This window comes from Roseobacter denitrificans OCh 114 (genome assembly GCF_000014045.1).
In the GTDB taxonomy this organism is placed as follows: Bacteria; Pseudomonadota; Alphaproteobacteria; order Rhodobacterales; family Rhodobacteraceae; genus Roseobacter; species Roseobacter denitrificans.
Window position 1 is genome coordinate 1,115,518 of sequence record NC_008209.1, and the last position, 26,999, is coordinate 1,142,516.

Below are 26,999 nucleotides of genomic sequence, written 5' to 3' on the forward strand. Positions count from 1 at the left end.
AGGATCTCGGTTTGCGCGACTCTTAATTTATAAGAGCATATACGACTTTAATCGGTGTTCAGAGGTCGCTCAATTGCGGCGCGGGACCCTCAAGACTAAACCCCTGGTTGCGTAATGTCTTGATTTCAAAATGAAAGTCATAGTTTTTGAGCTTTTTGCGCAAATAGCCGATGTATACGTCAACCACATTCTCGTTACTCGACCCGTCGCCCGCCCAGAGTGCGTCAAAGATCGCCCCGCGTGACAAGGGCGTGCCGGCATGTTTGGCCAAAAGGTCCAGAAGCGCAAATTCGCGTTCGGTCAAGGTGACGCTGGCGCAGTCGTTCCTTAACTCGCGGGTGCGGCGTACAAGCTGTGGGGGCAGGGGGCGATGCTGCGCGGAACGATGCTCCTGCACACGCAGGCGGGCCACCAGTTCATCAAAGTTGAAAGGTTTCACCACATAATCGTCCGCACCCGCCTCAAGGCCTGCGGCGCGATGTTCGACATCTGACAGGGCGGACAGCATCAGGATTGGCATGCTTACGCCAGCTGCACGGGCCAAGCGCACCAGATCGACCCCGCTGTCTGCGCCCAGCATCACATCGACAATCGCGCCGTCATAGCGGCCCGTTTGCAGCCTGCTCAGCGCCCGGTCTGCCCGGTTTTCAGCCTCAGTTTCGTAGCCATGCAAGGCAAGCCCACGTGACAGCGCAGAGGTGATTTCAGGGTCGTCATCAATGATCAGCAAAGTGCTCATACGCATTATATTAGGTATTGTGGCGCGGCAGGCAAACCGCGATTTTCGTCCCGGGTGCATCGCCAAGTGCCTGCTCAACGGGCACGGGACTTGTCAGCGTAATACTGCCGTTTTGTTCCGTGATCACCCAATGTGCGAGGGCAAGACCGACGCCAAAGCCTTCGTTTGCGGTGGCTGAGTTGCCTTGCGAAAACCGGTCGAAAACAGACGCCTGATCCTTGGCGGGAATGCCGCCACCGTTGTCTGTGACACTAACCCCGGCATGGTCATCGCCTAGCTCCGGTGACACATGGATATGCCGCCCGGCACGGGCGTGACGGATGCTGTTGCGCAGCAGGCTTACAAGGACCTGCCGGACCCAATTGCGATCGCAATAAACGGCAACGTCGGGCATCGCATCCATGTTCAGCGTCATGCCGGCATTGTCCACCTCCGCCTGCACCTCCGAGGCTACATCTTCGGTGAGGTCGCAAAGCATGACCCGGTCAGGGTCAAGCGCCAGTTGCCCCGTGTCCGAGCGCGCCAGCCTCAGCAGGTCATCAATACGGCGGTTCAGCCGCGCCGCGCGCGCCTCGATCGTGGCAAAGGCGGCTGCCGGGTCGGGGCTGCCTGTCTTGCCGATCTGTGCCTCCATCAGGATGACAGTCAAGGGCGTGCGCAATTCATGGCTGATGTCGGCGAAAAAGCGTCTGCGTTTATCGTCGATCTCTTCGAGTGCCGCATTCGCCGAGCGCAGCGCTTCCGTGCGCTGTGCGATGGTATCATTCAGGCGGTCCCATTGAGCCTGCACGTCTTCGCGCCGCGCCAGCAGGGCGCGGGCCATACGGTTGGTTTCGGCAGACAGCTGCCCGATTTCGTCAAGACGCGAGACTGGCAGCGCCACATCGAAATCGCCCTGTCCGATCTGGGTGGCGGCCCTGCGCAAGCGGTCAAGGCGGTTGAATTGTGGCCGGATGAGACCGAGGTAGAAAACCGCAACCGCGAGCAGCGTCGCCGCGACAATGGCCAATGCGATACGGGTCAATTGCAGGCGCAGATCACCAATGCCTGTCATGATATTGTTGCGAAACAACAGTTCCGTATTGACCGCCTGGCTCAGCAAGCTGTCCAAACCGGCGGCAAACGTGTCGATATGCGCGCGCAGCCGGTCGGTATCATCGGTGTCTTCGGCCAAACCGCTGAGCGTGGCGCCAAGAAGCGCCTCCATGCGCGCAAGGCCAAGAGACTGCGTGCCGTATCGCGATTGTGCGTCAACCCCGAGGGACCGCGCCGCAAAGACCGCCTGTTCAACGTCGCGGTGCAACTGAGTGAAGGTGCGGCGCAACTGATCTGTCACCGGTGTGATGCGATCCATGCGGGTCTGCGCCGTCATGCCGGTCTGAACCGCTTCGCTGGCGACAACCAGAAAGGTTGCCGCTTGTGTGGACAAAGTGGAATAGCGGGCCACGCGCGTTTCCGATGTAACCGCAGCATCAAGGCGTTGCGCAACCTCGTTCAGCCCGAGGTAAAGCGTGAGTGCCGTCAGGATCGTACCCGCGCTGAGGATGGCCGCACCCGCCGCGAGCCGGGCCTTGAGCGATAGCATTGGTGTCTTGCTTTTACGCATCATGCTGCGGACACGAAACACGCCGGCGGCGGGTGCACGCCCCGGCGCGCATGCTGTCTTAACGTCGAATTTACTGCGTTTGATATAGGGTTGCATCGTGAGCGGGAGGACAGAGCAAAGCAGATTAAAGGAAGACCATAGCCATGATCGAACTCCTCTTTATTGCGTGCCTTGCCACGGCACCGGATGAATGCCGTGAGCGCAGTCTCGTTTTCACCGATGTTACACCGATGCAGTGTTTGATGGGCGCGCAACCCGAGCTTGCCAAATGGGCAGCGTCCCATCCCAATCAGGACATCAAAAGCTGGCGCTGCCGTGCTGTCTCTTTTGCTGAACGCGAGACTTGAGCACATCGGCCTATCCTTTGCGCTTCATCATACCGCGCGAGGGATCATATCCCCAGGCCGCGATAAGCCCGAGAACCAGCGTGCTTGCCAGCACCCATGCGAGGGCCGAGAGGTTGAACTGCAGGTAGAGGGAGAACCGAATGAGCTCAACCACATGGGTGAACGGGTTTAGAGCACAGATGTCACGCAACAGCGGTGAGCTTTCCGCCATTTTCCAAAGCGGGTAAAGCGCGGTGGACAAAAAGAACATCGGGAAAATGACGAAGTTCATCACCCCTGCGAAATTCTCAAGCTGCGAGATAAAGCTCGACAGTACGAGGCCCAAAGTGCCCAGCATCAGACCGCCCAGGATCAGCCCGGGCAAAACAGCGACATAACCAAGCGGGGGCATGGTGATGCCAAAGAGGGCTGCGATGGCCAAAAACGCATAAACTTGCAGCACCGAAATTGTCGTGGCGCCAAACAACCTGCAAAACAGCAGCCACCAGCGTGGAAACGGGCTGGTCAGCAAGAGCCGCATGGACCCCATTTCGCGATCATAGACCAGACTGAGCGAGCTTTGCATGCCGTTGAAAAGCAGCACCATCGCACACAGACCCGGCACGATATAGGTCTCATAGGTGATATACGTCTGATAGGGGGCTATGATAGAGAGACCGAGGGCGGCGCGAAAACCCGCAGCAAAGATCAGCAGCCAGACCAGAGGCCGCACAAGCGCCGCGAAGAAGCGTTCGCGCTGGTGCACGAAGCGTAAAAATTCGCGCCCCACAATGGCGCGCGTCACGCCCCAGAATCCGGTCATGCTGCAGCCCCTGTTTGCGCGAGAAACCAGTCCGACAGCGGCCTTTCACCGCGGATTTCGCCGGTCGCGCCCGAATTGATGATTTTACCTTTGTGCAACACCAGCAGCGCGTCGCTGTCGCGCACCTCATCTGTCAGATGCGTGGTCCATAAAACGCAAAGGCCCTGATCCGCGAGGTCATGGACGTGCTCTGTGATGTTCTGGCGTGCTGCGGCGTCCAATCCCACGGTCGGTTCATCAAGCAGCAAGACGGCGGGTTCATGCAACAAAGCCCGGGCGAGTTCCATACGCCGACGGTGCCCGCCATTCAGGGCATGGACCTTTTCATCGCCACGCGCGCGCATGTCCAGCCTGTCCAGTGCTTGGTCAATCCGACCGGGCACCTCTGCGCGGGGCAAGCCGTGCAACGCGGCGAAATAGCTCATGTTCTGGCGAACAGTCAGGTTCAGATCGAGCGTTGGTTGCTGGAAAACGACACCCAGTTGTGCAAGTGCGCGGCGTGGGGTCGCGCGCAGATCATGCCCGGCAATCGAAATGTCACCTTCCGGGGCGACCAGCAGACGCGTCAACAGGGAGATTAACGTCGATTTTCCAGCGCCGTTTGGTCCAAGCAAGGCACAGAATTGACCGGGTGCCACTGTGAAAGACACGTCATCCAACGCCGTTTTCGCACCATAGTTAAAGTTGATGCCCTGCACTGACAGCCCCAGCGTCATGGAATGTAGCCGCCATCACGTGCCAGAGTCATTACTTTTCCCTCCTGTCTCACCGGTCATTCAAGTCTGCTATGAAATGACACGCACAACAAGGACTGTCCGGCACGACTTTTGTCTGTGCGTAGGACAGTTGTTTCAGGTACAGGTGCATCCGGCCAAAGATGAATGTGTATGCACTGGCGTTTTACACGATGCCTTTAAACAGGTTTTGGTATTTCGACGGCAAGGTGACGGAATGTGTCGTGGCGTTGCGCAGGTTCTTCAGAACTGCACAACGCGGTTTAGTTTTTACTCTATCGATAGAGGCCGGAAATGTTGGTCAGGCACCTGAAATTTGCCGCGCCTTTTCGACGAGGACTTCTGCCTGTCGGATGGAGGCGTAGTCGATGAGCCGGCCGTCAAGGGAAACGGCGCCTTTGCCCTCGGCCTCGGCCTGCGCCATGGCTTCCAGAATGCGCTTGGCCTTGGTGATTTCAGCCTCGGACGGGCTCATCACCTCGTTCGCCAGCGCGATCTGGCTGGGGTGGATCGCCCATTTGCCCTCGCATCCCAGGACCGCCGCGCGGTAGGCGGCCGCCTTATACCCATCGGGATCCTGAAAATCACCGAATGGGCCATCGATGGGACGCAACCCGTTCGCACGTGCAGCGACAACCATCCGCGCGAGCGCATAGTGCCACATGTCACCCCAATGGGTTGCGCGATTGCCATCGCTGTCCGGGTCGGTCAGCACGGAGTAGTCCGGATTTACGCCGCCAATGATCGTGGTGCGCGCGCGCGTGGAGGCCGCATAATCGGCCACACCGAAATGCAGGCTTTCGTTGCGCTTTGAAGCGGCGGCAATCTCAGAGACGTTCTGCATCCCCAGAGCGGTCTCGATAATATGTTCAAACCCGATGCGTTTTGAATACCCTTTCGCGTCCTCGATCTGTGTGACCATCATGTCCACGGCATAGACGTCCGCAGCCGTCCCGACCTTGGGAATCATGATGAGGTCAAGCCGCTCTCCGGCTTGCTCCACCACGTCCACGACATCACGATACATGTAATGTGTGTCCAGACCGTTAATCCGAATCGACATGGATTTGGTGCCCCAGTCGATCTCGTTCAGGGCCTTAATGATGTTCTTGCGCGCTTGTTCCTTTTCATCCGGAGCGACCGCGTCCTCAAGGTCCAGAAAGATCACATCAACGTCGGATTGCGCCGCTTTTTCAAACATTTGAGGCTGAGAACCAGGAACAGCCAGCTCCGATCTGTTCAGGCGACCGGGAGCTTGTTCAACAGGATGGAATGACATGGATCGTACCCTTTCTGGATTGTAATAAAATTGCGCCAGATAGCTTCTCCGGGACTGAATATGTCAAGGAGAGTTTCAGTCTATTTCGGTATACTGCATCTTTTGCTCCGCACCGCACGACGTGTCACGGTGATGGCGACGGTAGAGAATCATAGGCCGAGGCAAAGCACACAGGGGCGGCCTGTGACCGAGCCGCATGTTGGCGGCCTGCGCTCTGCCAATTGGAGCGTTTCTAGGGACGTAAAGTGATCAATCACAGAGAATCCCCAAATTCGCCCACCCATTAGTATGGGATATTTGGTATACGACGGTATTTTATACGTATTGGTAGGTATATAACTACCTATTTAGATGACCAAAAGCAGGAGTATAGGGCGTTGCAGCAGGTGCACATGCGTCTATGTTATGTTCAACGACACTCGAGCCGCCAAGTTCTGCTCGCCACATTTTTCGGAGGACCTATGACCATTTTCCCGCAACTCGAAATCCCTGAAACAATCGCAGCAGGACCGGGCCCCGGCAATACCGATGCGCGGGTTCTGGCGCGTTTTGCCGGCGCAGGCCTTGCGGATCACATGCACCCGGACGTTCTGCGTGGAATGGTCGAGTGCAAAAAGATGTTGCGCGACGTCATGGGTACCAAAAACGTGCACACATACGGCGTCGCGGGTACGGGCTGGTCCGGCCTTGATGTGATGTTCAGCGGTGTGATGCCCGGCGACAAGGTCGTGATGTTCGTCAACGGCACTTTCTCGGGTATTGATGGCCTCACGGTGCGCATGAAAGCAGCGACTGCCGAAGAGTTGGCAGCCAATCCAAGTGATCCCAAACCGGCAAGCGTGACGATCATTGACGTGCCACACGGACAATCCGTCACTGGCGAGATCGTGGAAAAAGCGCTGGCCGAACACAAGCCGAAATGGGCCGCGATGGCGCATTGGGAAACTGGATCGGGCCGTGTGAATGACATTCAGGGCTTCTCGGATGCCTGCGAAAAACATGGCGCGATGGGTCTTGTGGACGCGGTATCGTCTCTGGGCGTCGAGGATTTTCGCATTGATGACTACCCCGGTGTCCACGGCTGGGCGTCCTGCCCGCAGAAAGGCATCTGCTGCCTGCCGCTGACCTATGCGCCTGTATCTTTTTCCGACCAATTCATTGAGCAGTTGAAAAAGACCGGCACACGGACCTTCGTTCATCACCCAATCATGGAGGCGCGTCACTGGGGTATCATTGATGGTCAGGACGTCGAAAAAGGCACCTACCACCGCACCCACTCGGCTTATGCCGTTGCCGCATTCCATGAGGCGCTGCGCATCACGCTGCAGCAAACGGTTGCGCAACGGGCCAAGGATTATGCCTTTCACGAGGCGGCGCTGCGTGCGGCATTGACTGAAATGGGGTGCGAGATCACGTCGAATATGACCTCGCTGATCGTGCTGAACCTGCCGGCGGATATGGCGGGCCGCGAGATGGAACTTGTGCAGCATTGCCGCGCGCAGAATTTCGGCATCTGGCCGACATTGTCCGAGCCGGTACAGGTCCGGATCGGAATTCTGAACCTGCTCAACCAGCAGGCCATTTCAGGTATCGTCGACAAATTCGGGCAAGCCATTCGCGATCTGGGTGCAACCTTTGATCAGGATGCCGTCTCTAGCGCATTGGATGAGCATTACGGTCAAGCAATCGCCGCCGAATAAAACTGTCATCCGCGTCTTCTGGGAGGAGCGACCATGGATATCCACGAGTACCAAGCGAAAGAAGTTCTTGCTAATTTCGGGGTCGCTGTGCCGGATGGCGCTTTGGCGTACAGCCCGGAACAGGCATCCTACCGCGCACGCGAGCTCGGCGGTGAAAGATGGGTTGTTAAGGCCCAGATACACGCCGGCGGGCGCGGCAAGGCGGGCGGCGTAAAAGTCTGTGAAAGCGACGTCGAAATCCAGAAAGCATCCGAAGAGATGTTTGGCAAAAAGATGATCACGCATCAGACCGGACCAGAAGGCAAAGGCATCTACCGCGTCTATGTCGAGGCTGCGGTGCCGATAGATCGCGAGATTTATCTGGGCTTTGTTCTTGATCGTACGACGCAACGGGTCATGATCGTTGCAAGTGCCGAAGGCGGTATGGAGATTGAAGAAATCTCTGAAAAACGCCCCGAAAGCATCGTTCGGGCGATTGTGGAGCCTGCCGTTGGTCTGCGCGAATTTCAGTGCCGCCAGATTGCATTCAAATTGGGCGTCGATGCGGGTCTGACACAGCAGATGGTGCGTACCTTGCAAGGCTGTTATCGGGCTTTTACCGAGCTGGACGCGACCATGGTGGAGATCAACCCTTTGGTCATTACCGCAGACAATCGCGTGATTGCGCTGGATGCCAAGATGACTTTTGACGACAATGCGTTGTTCCGCCACCCACAGATCAGCGAATTGCGCGACAAATCGCAAGAGGATCCGCGCGAAAGCCGGGCTGCCGATCGCGGTCTGTCCTATGTCGGTCTGGACGGCAATATCGGCTGCATCGTGAACGGGGCTGGCCTTGCCATGGCGACGATGGACACGATCAAACTGGCCGGTGGGGAGCCTGCGAATTTCCTCGATATCGGCGGTGGGGCCACGCCCGAACGTGTGGCCAAGGCTTTCCGGCTGGTGCTGTCGGACAAGAGCGTGCAGGCGATCTTGGTCAATATCTTTGCAGGGATCAACCGCTGTGACTGGGTGGCCGAAGGCGTCGTGCAGGCCCTCAGGGAAGTGCAGGTCGATGTGCCCGTGATCGTGCGACTGGCCGGCACCAATGTGGAGGAAGGGCAGAAGATTCTCGCCCAATCCGGCCTGCCGATCATCCGCGCAACCACTCTGATGGAAGCCGCCGAGCGCGCGGTCGGTGCGTGGCAGAATGACCTGTCGCAGGGTACAAGAATGAGGGCCGTATCATGAGCATACTTCTTGATAGCGACACCAAAGTCATTGTGCAGGGCATCACCGGCAAGATGGCCCGCTTCCACACCAAGGATATGCTCGAATACGGCACTAACGTCGTCGGTGGCGTGGTCCCTGGCAAGGGCGGCGAAACGGTCGAAGGCGTGCCTGTCTTTGACACCGTTGAAGAGGCGGTCGCGCAAACCGGGGCGGAGGCGTCGCTGGTTTTCGTCCCGCCGCCTTTCGCGGCTGATAGCATTATGGAAGCCGCAGATGCGGGAATTCAGTACTGCGTCTGCATCACGGACGGTATCCCCGCACAGGACATGATCCGTGTGAAACGCTACATGTACCGCTATCCGAAAGAGCGCCGCATGGTGCTCACCGGACCAAACTGTGCCGGCACGATCAGCCCGGGCAAGGCGCTGCTGGGCATCATGCCGGGGCATATCTACCTGCAAGGCCACGTGGGTATCGTGGGACGTTCAGGCACGCTGGGCTATGAGGCGGCCGCACAACTCAAGGAACGCGGCATCGGTGTTTCCACTTCGGTGGGGATTGGCGGCGACCCGATCAATGGTTCATCGTTCAAAGACATTCTGCAGCGTTTTGAAGAAGACGAAGACACCCATGTGATTGCGATGATCGGAGAGATCGGCGGACCGCAAGAAGCGGAAGCAGCCGAATACATCCGCGCGCATGTGACCAAACCGGTTGTGGCCTATGTCGCGGGCCTGACCGCTCCTAAGGGGCGCACCATGGGCCATGCGGGCGCGATCATCTCGGCCTTTGGCGAAAGTGCGAGCGAAAAGGTCGAAATCCTGTCGGCGGCAGGCGTCACGGTTGCCGAAAACCCGGCTGTCATCGGTGAGACAATCGCCAAAGTGATGGAGGCCGCGTGATGGTCAAGCCAAGTGTCCTCGTCACACGTCGCTGGCCCAAGATCGTCGAGCGCCAGCTGTCGGAAAAATACAACGTGCAGCTCAACCGGACGGACCGCCCCCTGACCCCTGAAGAGTTTCGCGAGGCGATTGCCAAATATGATGCTGTTTTGCCGACCGTTACGGACAAGATCCGGGCGGACGCGCTCGATGCGCGCAATGTGCAAACCAAAATATTGGCCAACTACGGTGTCGGATATACGCATATCGACGTTGATGTTGCCAAAACCCAAGGGATAGCGATCACCAACACGCCTGATGTTCTGTCCGAATGCACCGCAGATCTGGCCATGACGCTGATGTTGATGGCGGCGCGGCGTGCTGGCGAGGGAGAGCGCGAGTTGCGCGCTGGTGACTGGTCCGGCTGGCGTCCGACGCATCTGATGGGCACGAAGGTTTCAGGCAAAGTGCTTGGCATTGTTGGCTTTGGGCGGATCGGGCAAGAGGTGGCGCGCCGTGCACATCATGGCTTTGGTATGAAGATCGTCGTCTTCAATCGTTCGAAGGTTGCGCCCGATGTTTTGGCGCAATTCAACGCGCAACAGGTCGCAACGCTGGATGATCTGATGCCGCTTTGTGATTTCGTCTCGTTGCATTGCCCCGGCGGACAGGAAAACCGCCATATGATCAACGCGAACCGGCTGAACCTGATGAAGGAAGACGCATTCCTGATCAATACTGCGCGCGGCGAAGTCGTGAATGAACACGCGCTGGCACAGGCTTTGATGTTCGACACCATCGGCGGCGCCGCGCTGGACGTGTTTGATGGCGAGCCACGGATCAACCCGACGCTGGCGCAATGCGACAATCTTGTCATGCTGCCACATTTGGGCAGTGCCACACGCGAAGCGCGCGAGGCGATGGGGTTTCGCGTGCTGGACAATCTTGCCGACTTCTTTGACGGGCGCACACCACGCGACCGCGTCGCATAATCATTCGACATTTCACAACAAACAGATTGGAGGCGGCGATGAACGCGCTTGACCGAAACACTTCTACCTTCTTTACGTCCAGCCTTGCACAAACGGACCCTGAAATCGCATCGGCAGTAGCCTTGGAACTGAAACGCCAACGTGACGAAATCGAACTGATCGCGTCGGAAAACATCGTGAGCCAAGCCGTGATTGAAGCCCAGGGTTCGGTCATGACCAACAAATATGCCGAAGGGTATCCGGGGCGTCGGTATTATGGCGGGTGCCAACATGTGGATGTGGCTGAAAACCTGGCGATTGAGCGCGCTTGCAAACTGTTCGGATGTGACTTCGCCAACGTGCAGCCGAATTCCGGCAGCCAGGCCAACCAGGGCGTGTTTCAGGCGGTGTTGAAACCCGGTGACACGATCCTCGGCATGAGCCTTGATGCGGGCGGTCATTTGACCCACGGGGCTGCCCCAAACCAATCCGGAAAATGGTTCAACGCGGTTCAATATGGCGTGAGAAAAGACACGCTGGACGTGGATTATGATCAGCTTGAGGCATTGGCGTTGGAACATAAGCCACAGATGATCATTGCCGGGGGATCGGCCATCCCCCGCACACTGGATTTCGCGCGCTTCCGTGCGATCGCAGACAAGGTTGGTGCCTATCTTCTTGCGGATATCGCCCACTACGCCGGGCTGATCGCGACCGGGCATTACCCATCGCCATTCCCGCATGTGCATGTCGCAACCACGACAACGCATAAAACCCTGCGTGGACCGCGCGGTGGTATGATCCTGACGAACGACGAGGCGCTGGCGAAAAAGTTCAACTCCGCTATCTTCCCCGGCATTCAGGGCGGGCCCCTGATGCATGTGATCGCCGCCAAAGCCGTCGCTTTTGGTGAAGCGCTGGAACCTGATTTTGAACGCTATCAGGCGCAGGTCATCAAGAACGCGCAGGCCATGGCGGATGAGTTGATCAAAGGCGGCCTCGACATCGTGACAGGGGGCACCGATACCCATCTAATGCTGGTTGATCTGCGGCCCAAAGGGGTCAAGGGCAACGTGGCGGAAAAAGCTTTGGGCCGCGCGCATATCACCTGTAACAAGAACGGCATTCCGTTTGACACTGAAAAACCGATGATCACGAGCGGTCTGCGGTTGGGATCGCCCGCAGGAACAACGCGTGGGTTCACTGAAACTGAGTTCCGGCAGATCGCGGGCTGGATTGTCGAAGTGGTGGATGGCATCGCGCGCCATGGTCCCGAGGAAAACGGCGAAGTGGAAGCGGGTGTTCGTGCCAAAGTGCAGGCGCTCTGTGACGCCTTTCCGATCTACTAAACCTACATTCTAACGCCGGGCGCGCAGGGTTATTCGCCCTGCGCGTTTTTCTGTCGCGCCATCGTATCGCGCGTTGTTTCCAAAGCGCAGTGGCGACACTTCGCATGTTACGTCATCAACTGACGCCATTTGCGGGGGCTGACCTCTCTGGTTGATGCTATCCTCTAGGGCGTCTGACGAAGTACCTGAAACATCGAGTATCTCGCAACGCGTTGAAATCTTTGATTTCAAGCGGCGTTGCGTGATTCAGGGTTTTCGCACGACGCTTTAAGTGGCGGCCAACTATCCCAGATCGTTTTTCGCCGTTGACGTATAGCGCTGCCCCATTTGATGGAGCGCGGTGCCTTTATGTGCCCTGCGATTAACCACAAACAAATATCAACGTATTTGTTTAAAGTTTTTTACAATATGAAAGGAGCACAGTCAGTTTATTAAAATGGTTTGGATTTCTCATGGCCGCAACACCAGAGCATGCAGCACGCGTACTTGGGCTTGACGTTTGGGCAAGTATGGAAGATGTGCGGCGCGCACGCCGTGAACTGGCCATGAAGTATCACCCGGATCGCCATTCAGATGTCACCACATCCAACCGTCACATGGCGCGTGTCAATGCGGCGGCTGACACGCTGATCGCGTATATTTCAGGCAAGTCCAAGCCAGGGGTCAAAACCCGGCGGCCGAACTACACAGACTTTTCCAATACGTGCAAAACTGAAACAGAAAACAGCAAGCAGACAAGTAAAACGCATGGCGCAACTGCACAAAATCCGCATGCGCAGACCGATACAAGAGCGGTTGCACGGGGGACGGGCGGAACCGCGGTCAATGAGTGTATGGCGCCCGCTTTGGTTTCTGAGCATTCTGCGCGCGACAATGAATTGATCCGTGCGGCGGCTCGGTCTTACCAGACGGTCCTGCAGCAGATTTCCCAACCTGACAGGCTGCGCTCCGTCGATGCGCGCGCGTTGCGTTTCACGACCGCTGCCTAGAACGTCCGGGCTGAAGCATGGACCGGGGGATCCCCTGAGTGCTGATCTTTGATTGACCCTTTTTGGCAGGGTTGGTCGTATGAGCATCTTAGACTGCTGCACAGCCTGTGCGGTCTTTGGAAGTGTGTTGAAGAGATTTTAAGCGGGCGCTCTGTGGTGTACTGGGCGCGCCTGAAGGTGGTCCTGGCGGAAGGTGCGCGTTCGATCCATCTCATTCCACTCTGATTATAGTGATTCACTGAGGTGGCCACATAACGATGCCGTCGCGAAGCGCTGCGCTGACAGTTTTGACCGGTATTGGGGCGCATGCGGACGCGGTTGGGCCGTTCCCTGAGCGGGCTCGGCATCACGCCGAAAAAGGCACGGGTCGCGACCGAGCGGTTGTTCGTGGAGCGCCAATGGTCCGAGCGACAAGGGCACCGTGCAAAGGCAGGGCAACAGCGCGATGGCTTGATCGAACACCGCGCGCGCCGGTTCGGAGCAATCAGAGCGTGTTGCCTTTTTTGCGTCTTGGGGCATCACTGCGCAATATCCGGCCAGCCCGTGGATGAGGCAACATGACCGGCCAGCGGGGGTGTTCACAACGGGGGGAACGGTTTGCTCATGGATGCCCCTTTGGTTCCTAAAGCGTCATGCGAAAAACCTCGATCACGTAGCGCTGCCCGAAACCAAAGATTTCAACGCATTACGTGATACTTGATGTTGCAGGTATTTCGTCAGATGCCCTATGAAACTCGGATTTGCGCCGCAGGCCTGAGCGCCGTGGGCGTGATCGCACCTTGCGTCATCAAGGGTGCGGCATTCGCTACCGCTGTCGGTCAGTTTTCACCCCCGCGCCGGAGCCGAGCGCTGTCGTTATCTTGGAAAACCCCGCCCCACACGCGAACCCTGCCGCTGCGAAAGCGATCCGCCGGATGCTGGCTTTGGTTCTTGCTGCCATATACCCGTGACCGGCGCCCGATCGAGTTGGCCTCCTTAAAACTCGCCGTGCACCTGCGCAGGATCGGTACGTGATCCCTTGATGACATGCTAATGCGCTCACCGGAAACCGCGACCGGGACACGCCGCGCGTGCCGGAACTATTTCAAGAGTGCTGGGTGTAACTGAGATACTAAGTTGGTTGCTCATGTAGTCGAAAACCACATGGGCATATGGTTGAGACGAGACGACAACCACGCTTTGAGCTTGAACCTAACACTCTGCTGGCTCTCTACGGGAACGTGTACTGAGATTTTCGCCTGATCATGCAGGCTTGCACGCGCTCGAGAATCCGCGCCGGGGCGCCCGAACCATAAGTTCCCTCTCTGCGATGCAACCGGCGCCCGTCGTGTATTCCGTTGCGGATTTTACTGTTTTTGGAGTGTGACAGGTTGGCTTCATATGGCAGCCACGAGCAGCCTGTTTGCGCGGCGTGTTGTGGGCTGCTCCGCTCCGTGCAGTAGGCTTATCATACGTTTGCCGGGCAATGAATGGCCCGTTTCGCGAGCGGTGGTGCAATGCCAAAATGGCTCCGGCCTTTGCTCAAAGAGAATAGTGACTGATGGCCCAGAAGACAAAATACGGGTTTGAATTTACTGAGCGGGTTAACCGCTCAACCTCTCTTTTTCCCGAGCCGAAAGAACCCTTAGGTCCCACTTGCGAACGCTAAAACCACTCCTAACCAAACTGGCGGCAAGCCGTTTCGATTTGCGAGCCTTGTTCGTTTTGAACGATTGCACGCATACCCAGCGTGGTCCAACATCCACACTCGGCGCGATCGAGATATCGCCTGAGCTTTCCGATAGAATGCGTTAAAACTCCTCCCAACCTGTTGTGCCAGTCGCTTTCATCGCGCCATTTTCATCCTTTATCTTTTGGCCTCGATGTACTTCTTGTGTATCGCCGGGCGCTGCTTTTGGCTCGATAGGACGTACTGCATCAAGATCGATCCCGTGGAATTGGCCCAATGTATTGGCGAGTTCGCTCGCCTCTTGGCTGAGCGATACGCTGGACGCTGTCATCTCCTCAAGAGCGGCGGCGTTTGTTTGTGTGGTGGTGTCGATAGAACGCACGGCAGAGTTTACTTCATCAATGCCAACGGCCTGTTCTTCCACGGCAGATGCGATGGCTGAGATTTGGTCCGACGCGACTTCCACATCGGCAATAATGCCTTCGAGCGCCTGTCTCGACCGTGCAACCTTTTCAACGCCCACTTCGACGCTTCGGTTGTTCTTTTCTATGACTTGCCCGATTTCCTGGACCGCTTCTTGAGAACGTTGTGCAAGCCCGCGCACTTCTGATGCAACAACTGAGAACCCGCGCCCGGCCTCGCCCGCGCGTGCGGCCTCCACACCGGCATTCAATGCAAGAAGGTTGATTTGGAATGCGATATCCTCAATCACCTTCACCACGTTGTTGATCTGCGCGGATGCTTCCGTCATCTCATTGATCGAAGCTTCTGTATCGTTGGAGATATGGCGTGATTTGTCAGCGCTTTCACGTACTTTTTTCGTAGCGTCGTTTGCAGCTTTTGCGTTGTTCACGACTTGGCGAACGCTCGCTGAAATTTCCTCAATCGCGGCTGAAGTCTCTTCCACGGCGGCTGCATTGTCCTCTGCGCGTTTCGCCATACCCAATGCCGAATCCTCCAGTTCAGAAGATGTTGCCGACACGGTCTGCCCACTCTGCATGATGCGCGCCATCGTTGCCGACAGCGTTGTCAAAGCGGTGTTGAAATCGTCCTTCATCTGCAAAAATGCACCTTCGCGCTTGCCTTCGATCCGGATGCCCAGATTACCTTTGGATAGCTCATCAATGCTCCGCACGACGTCCGCGATGTTGGTTTCCGTAACCTCCAGCAACCGGTTTATAACACCTGCCAAAGCCACGAGTCCCGCATCCTCCATTGAGTCCGACATGCGGTTGGAGAAGTTACCTGACGCAGCTTCGCCCAGCACGCGTTCCATATCCTTCTGAAAGTTCTCAAGCGTTTTCATGCGCTGCAGCTCCGCTTGGCGTTCGCGCTCTTCTGCGGCACGGCGTTCTGCTTCTACTTTCGCTTCACGCGCCTGTTCAGCCACTTCGCGTTCACGCTCTAGCCGTTCGTTCTCCTTGACTTCGAGATCGAGGTCGCGTGCTTTGCGCGCGTTTTCGAGGAATACAACCATGGCATTTGTCATCTTGCCAATCTCATGCTTTTCAGTACTGCGTTGGATATCAACGTCAAGGTTGCCATCGGCAAGCTCACCCATGTCTTCGGTGATCTTGGTCAGGCGGCGCGAAATAATACGCCCCGTAAAGAAAGCCAGCAGAGCGCCAATGACTGTACCGCCCGAAACCATGGCTATTACGGCTAGAATGGCGCTTTCTGCCCGAGCCGAACTCGCGGCGCCCAACACTTTTTGACGCGCTGACAAATCACTCACGACAGCGGCAAGTTTGTCCAGTGCGATTGGCCCGATCTCATCCATCCGCGTAAATTTAGCGTTTCGCGTCTGAATGATTTCCGTGACATTCGCAGAAGCGGCTTCGAATTGATCGAGGTCGGTAAGCGTTTGCTTTGCCAATTCTCGACGGTTGGCATTGCGGAGTGTGAAGAGCAAACGGTTCACGCCCGCGCGTGCATTCTCGGTCTCCAGACTTGCGCGTTCTGCGTCATCGGGGTTGTTATAGACAAGGAAACGCTCGAGATAGAGGCGCGCCAGCATCAGGTTGGTCGAGGCCAAACCCGCCAGCGAGCTTGCCTCGGTGTCGCGGTCTTCGAGTGCGACCGACATGACTTCGGACAGTTGTTGGCGTGCTTTGCTTCCAATGGCGCTTGTTTGTGCGACCAATGCATCGCGCTCCTGTTGCAGTTCTACGGCATCTTTCATCAGCGCTTCGTATTCGGTGAGCAAGTCTGGAATTGGAATGATTTGATCCTGAACCATGGACCCAGAAAGGCGCTCGTAGAGCTCGGCTTGCTGGTCCATGATGGACGCAACATGCCCTGACAAATCAGTCAGGTTTTCGGGGTTTTTGTCTGATCTGAACCGATAGGCGGATATGCGTGTTTTGAAGAGGTCCTCTTCCATATGTGTTGCCAAGACTTCGGATGTTGCGATCTGGCGATAGTCCTTAAGCGTCTTCGCGAGGCTGTTGGTTTGAAAAATCGCGAAACCGCCAACCAACATGATGAGCGCAATCATCGCCCCCATTCCAACGTAGATGCGCATGACGAGAGACATAGTCGACTTCCTGATTACTGATACTTGCGCTGTCCTATAGCGAGAGTGTTTCCAAACACTTTACGCAGGAAGACGGCGCGCAAAGATCGGATCCTGTTGCGATTTCGGCGTCGTCTGCGAGACGGTCGCAGAACTGCAAAAATCCGTGTCCAGTCAAATGCCGGGAAGGTCGTTCTTTTCCATGCCGCTGGTCCGGCTATTTCACTTCAAAATTTGAAATCGCAGCCATCATTGTTTGTCTCAGCCACTTGTGGCGTGAACTGTCCAAGGTGCGACGATGCCAAACCAGATCATAGGTTACGGGTGGCAGCGGAAACGGGGGCGTTACATAGGCAAATCCCTTGAACGCCGTTGCTCTGAGGCGCTTTGGCAACGTGGCAACCAAATCCGTACCCGAGGCAAGCTTTGCAAGGGCATAGGAGTTCGCCGCTGCCAGATGGATTTCGCGTGTCTGCCCCGCATTTTCCAATGCTGCATCGACAATGCTTTTGGTGGCGCCGCCAAAGTCGAGCACCGCATGCCGCGCCTTGCCATATGCCTCAACAGTATCTGGTGCGTTGCGTTGTTCACAGTCAAAATAGCAAACGAAATCATCCTTGTAATATTGATCTATCGCCAGCTCCAAAGGGTAGGGACCTATCGAGGCGGTGATCGCGACATCCGCGAGCCCGTTTGCCAATACGCTCAATGCGTTGGTGCGCGCACCAAGGTCGGTAAAACGGATCGTGACGTCCGGTGCTGCCTGTCTGATCGCCTGTTTTACGGGGATCAGCACCGGCAATAGTTCGGTCACGTTGGTGGTTATTGTCAGAGTTGTCGTATCCTGCCGCGGGCAGTACTCGGATTGCATGGCAAGCCCTTCAAGCTCACTGATGATCCGGCAGACTTTCGGTGCAAGCGCTGCAGCGACATTTGTCGGCGCAATACCCCTGCCAGATTTGACAAAAAGCGGGTCGCCAACGCAGTGACGAAGCTTTTCGAGACTGTGGCTTATGGTCGATTGGCTGGTGCCCAGAGCGCAGGCTGCTTTGGTCACTGATTTTTCTTGGAAAACGGTCAGGAAGACCTTCAAAAGCTTACCGTCAATTGACAAAACATCGAAATTTTTCATGGATTTTTAAGTTTTTCTAAATTGATCAATCTGTAACTCCAATCATTATTAAATTAGTGAGGGTTTTTTAAGCATCGCGATAGGGCTTTCTGAATGAAAAACAAAAATGGAGAGCTGTCAGTCGTCCCGCAGGATGCCGAAAAGAGGCTCATCAAGAACCGTGTAGGCCAATCGCTCGACAGGGATGACATTTACTGGGTGGTGGACGTTATGCGCGATCTCGAACGTTATTCCGAGCGTAAAGGTCATATGAGTGTTTTCAAGGAATTGAAGGTCGCGCGCCTGCGCGTTGAACTCTGTCTGAAATCGGAAGAAACATAGCGCTGTTCGAATTGCCAAGGGCGGTGTCCGTGCTTTGCGTTGCGCTCCACTCTCGGAATTTCTCGCTCCTGCAAGCAGCGCCGACACAGGAGGGGCGCACTTGTCATTCACATCGTTCTGAAATCGAACGTTTGCCATGCCCTTATTGCAACTGGTTGTTTTATTAAATGTCGGTCAGAGCTGTTTTGATCCGCGAAAGAAAAGTGGCCGGCGTAGGTCGCGGGCCTTTGGTGCCCACCACGCGGGCTCTGTGTTGAGCGGCGCGTGGTGGTTTTTCAGGTCAAGGGCGTGCTTCAGACGATGAAGTCACCCAAGGTGTAATCTGCCGCCGAGGTGCCCGCACCGTCGTTGATCTGGACGGCGAACTCGATCGTGGCGTCGTTGTCGATGTTCCCGAACAGCAGGGTTGGCCCTCCCGCGTTCTCGACCCAAAGCGCGCCTGCGCCAAAGGACAGGGCCGATGCGGTCGTCTGCAACCCGAGGAAGGTGAAGGCCTGATTGCCACCGATTGTGGTGTTCGCGTCGATGACGGAGACGTCGATCACGTCGCCATTGGCCACGCCGATGCCATCGATGCCGACAATCGTGTCTCTGCTGGCAAGGTTGGAATCCGCCACACTGTTGAACCGGAACGTGTCGCCCAAGGCCCCGCCGATGAGGATATCCGCGCCCGTGCCGCCCACCAGCGTATCGCGCCCGTTGTTGCCCTCAAGCCGGTCATCACCGATGCCGCCATCCAAGAAGTCAAAACCATCACCGCCGAACAAGCGGTCATTGCCGGACTGGCCAAAGAGATCATCGTCCTGCTGGTTGCCCTGCAGGAAGTCATCGCCAGAACCGCCGAACAACGTGTCCTCATTGGCGCCACCAAACAGCGTGTCATTGCCGTTTTCTCCGTTCAGGAAATCATTGCCGCCGCCGCCGCGCAACTCATCCGACCCGTCGCCGCCAAGCAATGTGTCATTGCCGATCTGACCGACAAGGACATCGTTGCCGTCCTCCCCGTCGATGAAATCGTTACCAGCGCTGCCGTCGAGCAGGTCGTCACCTTCACCGCCGCGCATGGTGTCATTCCCATCACCGCCAAAGGCTTCATCGTTTCCGTCGCCGCCGTTGATGAAATCGACCCCGGCTTGACCGCGGATAAAGTCATCCCCGCCGCTGCCGTTCAGGATATCGTTGCCTTCATTGCCGACGAGCAGGTCATCCCCTGATCCACCATCGAGGTTGTCGTCGCCTTCGCGTCCGAAGAGGCGGTCCTCATTGGCGTCACCACGCAGGATGTCGTTGCCCAATCCGCCGTTCAGAACGTCATTGCCGCCGCCCCCACGCAGGGTGTCGCTGCCCTCAAGCCCGAGAATCCGGTCGTTGCCGTCGCCCCCTTCCATGATGTTGACGCCGCTTGTGCCGAACAGTTCATCACTGCCACTGCCGGAAATGATATTCTCGAAGTTGGTGAAGACCTCGCCTGCGAAATTTGTCAGACCGGTTGCGAGGTTGACGACATAGGAACCGCTGAAACTCGTGGTGTTCAGCGTGTCGATCCCGTTGCCGCCATCCAGCGTTTCGGGCAGGCCAAGACCCGAAAAGATCAGATCATTGCCGGCGCCGCCAAAGATCGTATCCGTCCCCGAGGAGGTGGCTGTATCATCGCCATCGCCCAGAAAGATCGTATCGGACCCTGTACTGGACTCTACCGTGTCGTTGCCCGCGCCAGTGTTGATCGTGTCATTGCCACTGCCGCCGTTGACCGTGTCATCACCGCTGCCAGTGTTGATCGTGTCATTGCCCGATCCGGCATTTACCGTGTCGTTTCCGTTTCCAGTGGTAATGACATTCGCACCGGCCGTCCCGGTGATCGTGGTATTCCCGTTGCCGGTCACGACATTCTCGAAGTTCACAAACGACTCTGGCGCAAAGTTGGTCACGCCTGTGACGAGGTTGATTTCATAGGTGCCATTGAACAGCGTGGTGTTCAGCGTATCGATGCCCGCACCGCCGTCGAGTGTTTCAAAGGCGGTGTTGCTGGCAAAGATGATATCATTGCCGCCGCCGCCAAAGTATTCGCCACCGCCGGAAGAGGCATTGATGATGTCATCTCCACCCTGTCCGAACACCGTTTTTGAACCCACCCCTGCAAGCACGGTCGAGCCGCCAATGCCGGTCGTGATCACGTCAGAATCCAGCACATGCGCACGGGACCCGTCGTAGTCGTCCGGGTCGATCACGGATGGGCGCGGATCCCAGATAGAGGCAAAGATTTCACCGCCCTGCGCCAGCCAGCTAAACAGGATGCGACCGTCACCCGTGGTGCCGATGTCGATCTGCGTGGTGCCTGTGTTTTCAACCGTGAAGGTGGTGCCGTCCGTGGTGCCGTCCGCTTCGTATCGGCGGGCGAACAGGTTGCCGGTTGTATCGTCGTCCCACGCTACAACGAAACCGCCATCGGCGAGGCCGACCACGACGGGCTCGTTTTGAATGTTCGGCCCTGAGGCAACGGCAAGGGGCCCAACTTGAAGAGAGCCTGCGTTGTCGAAGGTGCGGAACAGAATGTCATTGTTCAACGTGTAGACAGCGACAAATCCACCGCCTTCAAGCGCGGAAATGTTGACTTCGGCCCCTTCATTCGCAAGGAACCGCGCGTTTACGCCGACCTGCGCCCCGGTCTGGTCGCGGATGACAAATTCAAGACTGGTCGTACTGCCGTCTTCTTCAAGGTACGCTGTCACGAAGTTGCCGTTGCTCAGAACTGTCACGTCACCGAGACGGTCAAAATCAATGCTGTTTTGCGCTGATCCGAATTCAGCTGAGAGCACGCCCGCCTGGTCGATGATCTTTGCGTTGATATTGGTGTTTGTGCCGACATCATCGTCATAGGCGACATAGATGTCGTCGTTGGATGCAATCAGGTTGGCTGCAATTTGCGGGTTGCGCAGAAAGTCTGCTGCGACATTTTCAGTGTCGATTTCGAATGCGTTGCCGGTACCCGTCTGGGGCGTGCCATCAAAATCGAACCGCTCGTAATACACGGATGTCAGAGTTGTCACGCTGATCGAATCATCAATGTACGCCATGGCAAAGCCATCGTGGGTCGCAACCAGGTCGAAATCCAGTTCATCATCGAAATTCCGGTCCGAGTTGAGCCGGAACGAGTCGCGCACGACATTGCCTTCGGCGTCATAGACCTTGGCCACAATGTCTGTGCCGCGCTCAGTCGCGATAGCGCCTGCGGGGATGGTGGTTTGCCCGGCAGCGTTTTCCTGCCACGCAACAACGAAATGTCCGTTATTCAATCCAATGATTTTCGGAAGGGTTTGACTGCCACCCGCGGCAAGGCCAGTGTTCACCTGAAATGCATCGAGCCATACTGTTGGAGTCGCCATGATTTTAATCCTTTTTTAACCAATACTAAATGCCAATAGTGTGAGCGTATTGTACCGAGTCGGTCAACAATCACTTTGTGTTAAGCAAAAACTGGCTCAGTCACCCACCGACATCGCCCCGCTGCATGAGGCAGTGCAAGAGAGGGTGGTGCAAGGGTAGGATGGTATGAAAGATTTTATTTAACAATGACTTGCGCTAAAGCTGTGGCCTGCCTCGAGCCATCCGCTATGTTGTGAAAAACGCACATCTTGATCGTTCGAAAAGGGTTCATCTTGCGCTGAGAAGTCTGGTTTCGTGACCGTGCGGCGCGGCAAAATAATACATTTGCTTCCGCTTCGACGCATAAGGAAAGGCCATGCCATGACCTTGTCAGCCGTGACTGCGATGGTGCCACAATCGGCGTTTTTGAGGCCCGATAGGGTGAAAAACAGGGCGCGACGGACCCCATGCGCACGGGCTTCAATCGTCCCGATGCGGGAGCCTGTCATAGATCTTCTGCGCTATGCTCAATACGGCGAAAAAACCGATGGCCCAGATGAGCAACTCGTAAGGAGCGGCATCCGTACCCCGCAGCCAGCGCGCGAGCAATCCGCCTTGCGGGCGCAACCCTTCTATGCCGAACAGACCCTGGCGCGGCCATAGGTTCAGATACCAAAAGCGCGACACATAAAAGAAGATCAGTGTAATCGACGCAATCAAGGCCAGTGTGATCCAGCGGCGCATCATTCCAGAACCGCCAGCGTGTCAGGGTCCAGCATCAGAACAAGCAAGTCGCCGCGCCGTTCAATCTCGCCTTCGAGGGTCACATATTGTGCGATGTAGTCATAGGTTTCCGGTGGCAATTCGGTGCCGTCCGGCCCCGTGATCAACAGGAATTCGTCTCCATCCACCGGCTGGGAGGATACGAACACCGGCGGCACGCCGCCCAACAGGCACAGGTTGGCGCAGGCCTTATGGGCCAGCCCGGTCCCGGGCCGCATTGCACCGGCGAGGCATTTGCCATCGCAGATTTCACCTGCCAGCTTCCAACGCCCAAGTGGTTCGACGCTTTGCACGGGCGCTTCGCCCTCAACGGCTGAAATACCCTGCCGTCCCCCGCGCACCTGCATCATGTACAGATCGCCGCGTTCCAGAATGACGCCGGAGACCTTTGCCAGTTGCCCCTCCAGCGGGGCCGCGCGATCCTGCACGCCGATTTTCCCACCTGCCGAAAGCATCAACGTATCGCCGGGGCTTATCCTGTCATTGCCTTCGGTCACACGCAGCACCGGATAGGGAGTCATTTCCATCACGCCGGTCACTGTCTGGCGACCGTAATCGAACCGAAACGCCCCCGGGCCGGGATCATCCTGCGCTGTTCCCAGTGCAAACCCCAGCCCGGCCAGCCCGGATATGAAAAACACGCAGATGCCGAGAAGTAGCGCGCGCAACCCCTTTGGGGTCGGCAGGTATCCCACGAAAAACGGTGTGTTTTTATCGTCCATCACAGACCTTTCACAAGATCGCGGACCTCAATGGGTTCCACATAGGTGCCGGGCGGGTTCGCCTTGGGGTCAACCAGAACCCGATCTCCATCGAGCCTCAGGTTATACGTCGGCACCACTTCGGTGAAGGGTGCAGGGGAGCGACCGGAGGTGACATCATATTGAAACCCGTGCCAGGGGCAGGTTACGAGGCAGTCGATCACGCGACCTTCGCCCAAGGGTCCGTTTTGATGGGCGCAAGCATTGGAAATTGCACTGAGCTTGCCTTGCGTGAGGTAAACAGCCACGCGTTCTCCGTTTGCGAGCAGTTTGATCTTGGCAAAGCCGTCGGTCATTTCGGACGTCCTGCACACATCCACCCAGTCTGTTTGGCGCGTCTCTTCGGTCTTTTCCTGCCGCCTCTCAGACAGTGCAGCAAGCAAGTGCAATCCACCAACAGCGCCCGCGCCGCCGATAAAGATCACTGTGAAGGTATGATTTTGCTGATCCTGCAAAATGCCAAGGCTGACATGCGCCACAACAGCAAGGTAAGCCGGATAGATGAGGTAGTGCAGCCTTTTCCAAACCGGCGGGCTGAGGAACTTCAGCCAGAAGTCATGGCTGGTCGCAGCAAGGATAATCAGCACCAATAACGCGAAAACCCCGAATATCTCGAACGGAAAGCCAGCGAGCTGACCGTAGGACGTGTTTGCAAAGAGGACCGCTTCGTATTTGTTTGACCTTGAGAAGGCGAAATACCAGTCGACCACATAGGAGGCATGGGTGATTGCAACAAACGTCGTCATCACACCAAAATGACGCCGGTTGTAAAGCAGCGGCAAAAACCGCGGATTGAGCCGGGCAAGCGGGCCAATGCAAAGAATGACCGTCAGCATGACAAAGGCACAGGCCCCGAATGCGCGCGCATTGTGAATCTGCGGGTTGACCGCGCGTTCATGGTTCAGCGCGCCGGGTGCGGCATATAGAAAAACGTAGAGAAACAGCGCGGCCCCCACGAGCATCACCGCGTCATAGATGTATTTGTTGTTGTTCCATTGAACGGGGATGTATTTGACGCTCATTGGGCTGTTTCCGGCGGTGCTGAGAGTTGGATGGGTTCGAAGTCTGTCGGCGCGGTTTGGCGCACGGACAGCCCCGCCAGAATGATCAGGCATATGCCGATCGGCATCAGCCAACCAACGGTGAAATGCGCCTTGCGCGGGGGATCGTATCTGTTCTCCCAGCGCTCGGTGCCGGTTTCATAAAGATACCAGCGCCATAAAACCAACGGCCAGATGACAAGAACGCCGGGTATCAAAAGGGGGCGGAAGATATAGGCCCCGCGCGCATCAGCGTCGATCCGGTCCAACCCGACGGTCAGGAAAACAGCAGCCACGAGTGCGCCAACCATGCCCCAACCTCGCAGGAGCTCCAGTATCAAGCCCGCCTCCGTCATAAGCGCCTAGGTGCGCCGACATCCCGGCTATGCTGCGGCTTTGGTGGGGTTTGAGCGGCTTGTGTCACAGGTTGTTGCTTTCCGCCAAAAACACCTGGTCAAGGGACCGGTGCCCTGGTCACATGAGGTTCCAATCCCATAAAGCCGAGGAATTCCACCCACGGTCAACCCATAAACCGGTGCGTTCACACAAGCGCGAGCATTCTTGTGAAGATGTGACCTAAGCCCGATAGCCTCGGTTGTTGGAGCGGGCTGCCCAGAATGGAGTGAGGTAAGCGCGGTTTCGGTCTGCCAGCGCAGGATCCAATTTTGCCTGCCTATGGTTCGAAAAGCGTCTGCCGCATGCCTTGCCACATCCCGACGCCGTTCTGCCCGTCTCGGAATGAGAACTTTCGGCCCCCGCGTTCGAAAGCCGTGGGTGCCGCCGGGAACAGTCTGCACGCCGGCGCGCAGCCAACGCTGATGTGCACTGTGACACGACAGGTCACAAACCAGCGGCACTATATTCTTGCATGCGCGCGTCTGCGGTTACCAACCAAGGTGGCGTTTGGCCTGTGAAAAACCCCGCCCTGCGCCGCAGCGTCAAAAGATCAACGCGCATGGCTTGACTTCCTGATATGCAGAAGGTGTATCTGGCGGCGAAATCCACTCCCGCAAAGGAATAGTCTCATGCACATGTACCGCAGTCACACTTGCGCAGATCTGAGCGCGCAGGACGTAGGTAAAACGGTGCGGCTGTCTGGTTGGGTGCATCGTGTGCGCGACCATGGCGGGGTGCTTTTTATTGATCTGCGTGACCACTACGGTATCACGCAGGTTCTGTGCGATCCCGACAGCCCGGTTTTTGAACAGATGGAACAGGTGCGCGCCGAATGGTGTATCCGCGTGGATGGAGTCGTCAAAGCCCGGGATGCCAGTTTGATTAACCCCAAGATATCGACAGGTGAGATCGAGTTGTTCGTCAAGGATCTCGAAGTGCTTGGGGCGTCGGAGGAACTGCCGCTTCAGGTTTTTGGCGATCAGGAGTACCCCGAAGAAACACGCCTGAAGTATCGGTATCTGGATCTGCGTCGCGCCAACATGCAGGCGAACATGAAACTGCGCTCGGATGTGGTTGCCTCACTCCGCCAGCAGATGTGGAAAGCCGATTTTCGCGAATTCCAAACACCGATCATAACCGCCTCCAGCCCGGAAGGCGCGCGCGATTTCCTTGTGCCATCGCGTTTGCATCCGGGCCGGTTTTATGCGCTGCCGCAAGCGCCGCAGCAGTTCAAACAGCTTTTGATGGTATCAGGTTTTGACAAATACTTTCAGATCGCGCCGTGTTTCAGAGATGAAGACCCGCGCGCCGATCGCTCGCCGACCGATTTCTATCAGCTCGATATCGAAATGAGTTTCGTGACACAGCAGGACGTCTTTGATGTCATCCAACCTGTCTTGACGCAGGTTTTCGAGCAGTTCGGCAATGGGAAGGCCGTTGATCAGGAGTGGCCACAGATTTCCTATAAGGACGCCGCGCTCTGGTATGGATCGGACAAGCCCGATCTGCGCAACCCGATCAAGATGCAATCGGTTTCCGAGCATTTCGCAGGATCCGGTTTTGCCATTTTCGCGAACCTTCTGGAACAGGAAGGCACAGAGATCAGGGCGATCCCCGCGCCGGGTGGCGGCAGCCGAAAGTTCTGTGACCGCATGAATGCCTTTGCGCAGAAAGAAGGTCTGCCGGGCATGGGGTATATTTTCTGGCGCGATCAGGGCGCTGGCATGGAAGCCGCAGGGCCGCTTGCGAAGAACATCGGCCCGGAGCGTACCGAGGCGATCCGTCAGCAACTGGGCCTTGGCGTCGGGGATGCGGCGTTTTTCCTCGGCGGCAAGCCCAAGGCCTTTGAAACCGTCGCGGGCAAAGCCAGAAACCACATCGGTATGGAACTGGGCCTTACGGATCAGAATCGGTTCGCCTTTGCGTGGATCGTCGATTTCCCGATTTATGAGAAAGACAGCGAAACCGGCCGGATTGATTTCGAACACAACCCGTTTTCGATGCCTCAGGGCGGTCTGGAGGCCTTGCAGGGCGATCCGCTCAGCGTGGTGGGGTATCAGTATGATCTGTCGTGCAACGGATACGAGCTGGTGTCGGGCGCCATTCGAAACCACAAACCCGAGATCATGTTCAAGGCGTTTGAAATCGCGGGCTATGGCGAAGATGAGGTGCGCAAACGTTTCGGTGGCATGGTCAATGCCTTCCAATATGGCGCGCCCCCGCATGGTGGTTGTGCCGCTGGGATCGACCGGATCGTCATGCTGCTGGCCGAAGAAGCCAACATTCGCGAGGTCATCCTCTTTCCGATGAACCAGCGTGCCGAAGACCTGATGATGTCCGCGCCGTCTGAACCGGAAAGCGAACAGCTGATGGAGCTGGGCTTGCGGGTCATTCCCAAGGACTGACC

The 26,999-nt window shown here is 56.8% G+C and carries 21 protein-coding genes; 9 read left to right on the plus strand and 12 right to left on the minus strand.

Annotation, left to right across the window (positions count from 1 at the left end; all coding sequences use genetic code 11):
• Window positions 1-58 precede the first annotated feature (58 nt).
• Window positions 59-739, minus strand: coding sequence for a response regulator transcription factor (locus RD1_RS05310; RefSeq protein WP_044032960.1), 681 nt, complete (start codon window positions 737-739; stop codon window positions 59-61).
• 10 nt (window positions 740-749) lie between these two features.
• Window positions 750-2,324: a sensor histidine kinase gene (locus RD1_RS05315; protein ID WP_245897205.1), complete on the minus strand. Its 1,575-nt coding sequence runs from the start codon at window positions 2,322-2,324 to the stop codon at window positions 750-752.
• A 164-nt stretch (window positions 2,325-2,488) separates the two neighbouring features.
• On the opposite strand from RD1_RS05315, the gene RD1_RS05320 reads away from it, so the two are divergent.
• On the plus strand, window positions 2,489-2,692 hold the full coding sequence (locus tag RD1_RS05320; protein WP_011567428.1) for a hypothetical protein: 204 nt from the start codon (window positions 2,489-2,491) through the stop codon (window positions 2,690-2,692).
• 10 nt (window positions 2,693-2,702) lie between these two features.
• Here RD1_RS05320 and RD1_RS05325 read toward each other — a convergent pair whose 3' ends face one another.
• From RD1_RS05325 to RD1_RS05335, 3 genes are all read right to left on the minus strand, one after another.
• Window positions 2,703-3,494: an ABC transporter permease gene (locus RD1_RS05325; protein WP_011567429.1), complete on the minus strand. Its 792-nt coding sequence runs from the start codon at window positions 3,492-3,494 to the stop codon at window positions 2,703-2,705.
• Window positions 3,491-4,210 carry an ABC transporter ATP-binding protein gene (locus tag RD1_RS05330; protein WP_011567430.1) on the minus strand — a complete coding sequence of 240 codons (720 nt, stop codon included), beginning with the start codon at window positions 4,208-4,210 and terminating at the stop codon, window positions 3,491-3,493. Before RD1_RS05330 ends, RD1_RS05325 begins: the two co-directional genes overlap by 4 nt.
• A 319-nt stretch (window positions 4,211-4,529) precedes the next feature.
• On the minus strand, window positions 4,530-5,507 hold the full coding sequence (locus RD1_RS05335) for an HpcH/HpaI aldolase/citrate lyase family protein (RefSeq protein WP_011567431.1): 978 nt from the start codon (window positions 5,505-5,507) through the stop codon (window positions 4,530-4,532).
• A 461-nt stretch (window positions 5,508-5,968) separates the two neighbouring features.
• Here RD1_RS05335 and RD1_RS05340 point away from each other — a divergent pair, with 461 nt between their 5' ends.
• From RD1_RS05340 to RD1_RS05365, 6 genes are all read left to right on the plus strand, one after another.
• Window positions 5,969-7,207, plus strand: coding sequence for an aminotransferase class V-fold PLP-dependent enzyme (locus RD1_RS05340; protein WP_011567432.1), 1,239 nt, complete (start codon window positions 5,969-5,971; stop codon window positions 7,205-7,207).
• 33 nt (window positions 7,208-7,240) lie between these two features.
• A complete protein-coding gene (locus RD1_RS05345) occupies window positions 7,241-8,440 on the plus strand; it encodes a malate--CoA ligase subunit beta (RefSeq protein ID WP_011567433.1) in 1,200 nt (399 codons plus the stop codon).
• Window positions 8,437-9,324 (plus strand): succinate--CoA ligase subunit alpha, encoded by an 888-nt coding sequence (sucD, locus tag RD1_RS05350; protein ID WP_011567434.1) that lies wholly within the window; start codon window positions 8,437-8,439, stop codon window positions 9,322-9,324. Before RD1_RS05345 ends, sucD begins: the two co-directional genes overlap by 4 nt.
• Complete coding sequence (locus tag RD1_RS05355) at window positions 9,324-10,295, plus strand: 2-hydroxyacid dehydrogenase (RefSeq protein ID WP_011567435.1); 972 nt, start codon at window positions 9,324-9,326, stop codon at window positions 10,293-10,295. The genes sucD and RD1_RS05355 overlap by 1 nt, the downstream gene beginning before the upstream one ends.
• A gap of 38 nt (window positions 10,296-10,333) precedes the next feature.
• Window positions 10,334-11,623, plus strand: a complete 1,290-nt coding sequence (gene glyA / locus RD1_RS05360; protein WP_011567436.1) for a serine hydroxymethyltransferase — start codon at window positions 10,334-10,336, stop codon at window positions 11,621-11,623.
• A 452-nt stretch (window positions 11,624-12,075) separates the two neighbouring features.
• Window positions 12,076-12,612, plus strand: a complete 537-nt coding sequence (locus tag RD1_RS05365) for a J domain-containing protein (protein ID WP_011567437.1) — start codon at window positions 12,076-12,078, stop codon at window positions 12,610-12,612.
• A gap of 1,790 nt (window positions 12,613-14,402) precedes the next feature.
• Here RD1_RS05365 and RD1_RS05375 read toward each other — a convergent pair.
• Window positions 14,403-16,817, minus strand: a complete 2,415-nt coding sequence (locus RD1_RS05375) for a methyl-accepting chemotaxis protein (protein WP_044032962.1) — start codon at window positions 16,815-16,817, stop codon at window positions 14,403-14,405.
• A gap of 196 nt (window positions 16,818-17,013) precedes the next feature.
• Window positions 17,014-17,928 (minus strand): LysR family transcriptional regulator, encoded by a 915-nt coding sequence (locus RD1_RS05380; protein WP_011567440.1) that lies wholly within the window; start codon window positions 17,926-17,928, stop codon window positions 17,014-17,016.
• A gap of 93 nt (window positions 17,929-18,021) precedes the next feature.
• Here RD1_RS05380 and RD1_RS05385 point away from each other — a divergent pair, with 93 nt between their 5' ends.
• The gene (locus tag RD1_RS05385; RefSeq protein ID WP_011567441.1) at window positions 18,022-18,249 is read left to right on the plus strand and encodes a hypothetical protein; all 228 of its coding nucleotides are present in this window, start codon (window positions 18,022-18,024) and stop codon (window positions 18,247-18,249) included.
• Between the two features lie 293 nt (window positions 18,250-18,542).
• Here the strand turns inward: RD1_RS05385 and RD1_RS05390 are convergent, their stop codons facing one another.
• From RD1_RS05390 to RD1_RS05415, 5 genes are all read right to left on the minus strand, one after another.
• Window positions 18,543-21,632, minus strand: a complete 3,090-nt coding sequence (locus RD1_RS05390) for a calcium-binding protein (RefSeq protein WP_044032963.1) — start codon at window positions 21,630-21,632, stop codon at window positions 18,543-18,545.
• Window positions 21,633-22,092: 460 nt separating this feature from the next.
• Window positions 22,093-22,359, minus strand: a complete 267-nt coding sequence (locus tag RD1_RS05400; RefSeq protein ID WP_011567443.1) for a hypothetical protein — start codon at window positions 22,357-22,359, stop codon at window positions 22,093-22,095.
• The gene (locus RD1_RS05405) at window positions 22,356-23,117 is read right to left on the minus strand and encodes a hypothetical protein (protein ID WP_044032965.1); all 762 of its coding nucleotides are present in this window, start codon (window positions 23,115-23,117) and stop codon (window positions 22,356-22,358) included. Before RD1_RS05405 ends, RD1_RS05400 begins: the two co-directional genes overlap by 4 nt.
• Window positions 23,117-24,178, minus strand: coding sequence for a Rieske 2Fe-2S domain-containing protein (locus RD1_RS05410; RefSeq protein WP_011567445.1), 1,062 nt, complete (start codon window positions 24,176-24,178; stop codon window positions 23,117-23,119). The genes RD1_RS05405 and RD1_RS05410 overlap by 1 nt, the downstream gene beginning before the upstream one ends.
• Window positions 24,175-24,537: a hypothetical protein gene (locus tag RD1_RS05415; RefSeq protein WP_245897210.1), complete on the minus strand. Its 363-nt coding sequence runs from the start codon at window positions 24,535-24,537 to the stop codon at window positions 24,175-24,177. Before RD1_RS05415 ends, RD1_RS05410 begins: the two co-directional genes overlap by 4 nt.
• Window positions 24,538-25,221: 684 nt before the next feature.
• Here RD1_RS05415 and aspS point away from each other — a divergent pair.
• Window positions 25,222-26,997 (plus strand): aspartate--tRNA ligase, encoded by a 1,776-nt coding sequence (aspS, locus tag RD1_RS05420; protein ID WP_011567447.1) that lies wholly within the window; start codon window positions 25,222-25,224, stop codon window positions 26,995-26,997.
• The last annotated feature ends 2 nt before the right edge of the window (window positions 26,998-26,999 follow it).